General features: G+C 62.1%; 1 protein-coding gene. It reads left to right on the top strand.

Annotated elements, in window-relative coordinates; all coding sequences use genetic code 11:
* Positions 1-3,154, top strand: a 3,154-nt coding sequence (locus tag RAC97_RS24475) for an immunoglobulin-like domain-containing protein (protein WP_375102201.1), incomplete at both ends; no start/stop codon positions are given.

Here is a 3,154-nt window from a genome sequence, read left to right as displayed (position 1 = left end):
CACCCCGAGCGAGGTGGTCGCCACGCTGACGGCGGACAAAACCACCGTCGCCGAAGGTGGCCAAGTCACCTATACCGTCACCTTGAGCAACGCCCAGGGGCTCCCGGTTAGCGGCCACGGTGGCCTCACGTTCACCCTGAGTGATGGCACCAAGGTCACCGTCCCAGCGGGAAGCGCCACCGGTACAGCCATCGTCACGGCCAAGGACGACGCCTATGTCGGCGGTCAGCCCAACATCGTCAACAAGCTCGAAAGCGTCTCCGGCGGGGATAACTTCGAAAAACTCACCCTCAGCGACAACACCCTTACGACCACCGTCACCGACGAGACAGGCTCGGGTACGCCGGGTGCAGGCAACCAAGGCGACAAGGTCTCGGTCACCATCGTCAGCAATGGCGATGTCACCGAAGCCCAACAGCCTTCGTTCACGGTGAAAGTGAACCAGGCACTGGATCGTCCATTGACCGTAACCCTCAGCAATGGCGACCAGGTGACCATTGCCGCAGGCCAGACCCAGGTCGAGTACAAAGCCCCGGCCCAAGGCGACGATGTGTTCAAAGACTCCGGTTCGCTGACCGTCGGTATCACCAACGCCACCGTCACTGGCAAAACCTTCGAAAACCTCGAACTCGGTGGCAGCGCCACCGTGCAGATCAGCGACACCCCAAGCGAAGTGGTCGCCACACTGACGGCAGACAAAACCACCGTCGCCGAAGGTGGCCAAGTCACCTACACCGTCACCCTGAGCAACGCCCAAGGCCTAGCGGTCACGGGCCACAGCGGCTTGGTGTTTACCCTTTCCGATGGCACGAAAGTCAACGTGCCTGCGGGCAGCGCAACGGGCACGGCCATCGTCACGGCCAAGGATGATGTCTATGCCGGCGGGCAGCCGTCGCTGGTCAACAAGCTGGAAAGCGTCTCCGGCGGCGATAACTTCGAGAAGCTAACCCTCGGCAGCAACACCCTCACGACCACCGTCACCGACGAAACCGGCTCGGGTACGCCGGGTGCGGCCAACCAGGGCGACAAGGTGTCGGTCACCATCGTCAGTAATGGCGACGTTACCGAGGCCCAGCAACCGTCGTTCACGGTGAAAGTGAACCAGGCACTGGACCGTCCGCTGACCGTCACCCTGAGCAACGGCGACCAAGTCACCATCGCCGCGGGCCAGACCCAGGTGGAATACAAAGCCCCGGCCCAGGGCGATGACGTGTTCAAGGACTCCGGTTCCCTGACCGTCGGCATCAGCAATGCCACGGTCACCGGCAAGACCTTCGAAAACCTCGAGCTGGGTGGCTCTGCCACCGTGCAGATCAGCGACACGCCCAGCGAGGTCGTTGCCACGCTCTCCGCTGACAAAACCACCGTCAGCGAGGGAGGCCAAGTCACTTACACCGTCACCCTCAGCAACACCCAAGGCCTGGCCGTTACCGGCCACGGTGGCCTGACCTTCACCCTGAGCGACGGCACCAAGGTCACCGTTCCAGCCGGTAGCACCAGCGGCACGGCCACGATTACCAGCAAGGATGATGTCTACGCTGGGGGCCAACCAAGCATCGTCAACAAACTCGAAAGCGTCACTGGCGCGGGCAACTTCGAGAAACTCACCCTCGGCAGCAATACGGTTACTACCACTGTCACGGATGAGGCAGACTCCGGCACACCGGGAGCGGGCAACCAGGGCGACAAGGTCTCGGTCACCATCGTCAGCAATGGCGATGTCACCGAAGCCCAACAGCCTTCGTTCACGGTGAAAGTGAACCAGGCACTGGACCGTCCGCTGACCGTCACCCTGAGCAACGGCGACCAGGTCACCATCGCCGCGGGCCAGACCCAGGTGGAATACAAAGCCCCAGCCCAGGGCGATGACGTGTTCAAGGACTCCGGTTCCCTGACCGTCGGTATCACCAACGCCACCGTCACTGGCAAAACCTTCGAAAACCTCGAACTCGTTGGCAGCGCCACCGTGCAGATCAGCGACACCCCGAGCGAGGTAGTCGCCACGCTGACAGCAGACAAGACCACGGTCACTGAAGGTGGCCAGGTCACTTATACCGTTGCGCTCAGCAATGCCCAAGGCCTTCCGATCACCGGGCACGGCGGCTTGGTGTTCAACCTCTCCGACGGCACCAAGGTCACCATTCCAGCGGGAAGCGCCACCGGTACAGCCATCGTCACGGCCAAGGACGACGCCTACGTCGGCGGCCAGGCTTCCTTGGTCAACAAGCTCGAGTCGGTCACCGGCGGCGACAACTTCGAGAAGCTGACCCTCGGCAGCAACACGCTCACGACCACCGTCACCGACGAAACCGGCTCGGATACGCCGGGTGCAGGCAACTTGGGCGACAAGGTGTCCGTGACCATTGTCAGCAATGGTGATGTCACTGAAGCTCAGCAGCCTTCGTTCACGGTGAAGGTGAACCAGGCGCTCGACCGCCCATTGACCGTCACCTTGAGCAACGGAGATCAAGTCACCATCGCTGCCGGCCAGACCCAGGTCGAGTACAAGGCACCAGCCCAAGGCGACGATGTGTTCAAGGATGCAGGCTCTTTGACCGTCGGCGTCACTAGCGCCACGGTCGAAGGCAAGGCCTTCGAAAATCTGGAGTTCGGCAACCCGGCAACTGTACAGATCAGCGACACCCCAAGCGAAGTGATCGCCACCCTCACCGCAGACAAAACCACGGTCACTGAAGGGGGCCAGGTCACCTACACCGTGACCCTCGCCAACGCGCAGGGGCTCCCGGTTAGCGGCCACGGTGGCCTGACCTTCACCTTGAGTGACGGCACCAAGGTCACCATCCCAGCGGGAAGCGCCACCGGTACAGCCATCGTCACGGCGAAGGACGACGCCTACGTCGGCGGCCAGCCCAGCATCGTCAACAAGCTGGAAAGCGTCAGCGGCGGGGATAACTTCGAAAAACTCACCCTCAGCGACAACACCCTTACGACCACCGTCACCGACGAGACCGGCTCGGGCACTCCGGGCACGGGTAACCAGGGCGACAAGGTGGCCGTCACCATTGTCAGCAACGGCGATGTCACCGAAGCCCAGCAACCTTCGTTCACGGTAAAAGTTAACCAAGCGCTGGATCGTCCGCTCACAGTCACTCTCAGCAATGGCGACCAAGTCACCATTGCTGCCGGACAAACC

It is taken from the genome of Pseudomonas sp. LS_2 (genome assembly GCF_042709235.1).
GTDB lineage: Bacteria > Pseudomonadota > Gammaproteobacteria > Pseudomonadales > Pseudomonadaceae > Aquipseudomonas.
Note: the sequence above shows the minus strand (reverse complement) of the source record. Positions and strands in the feature narration are given on the sequence as shown.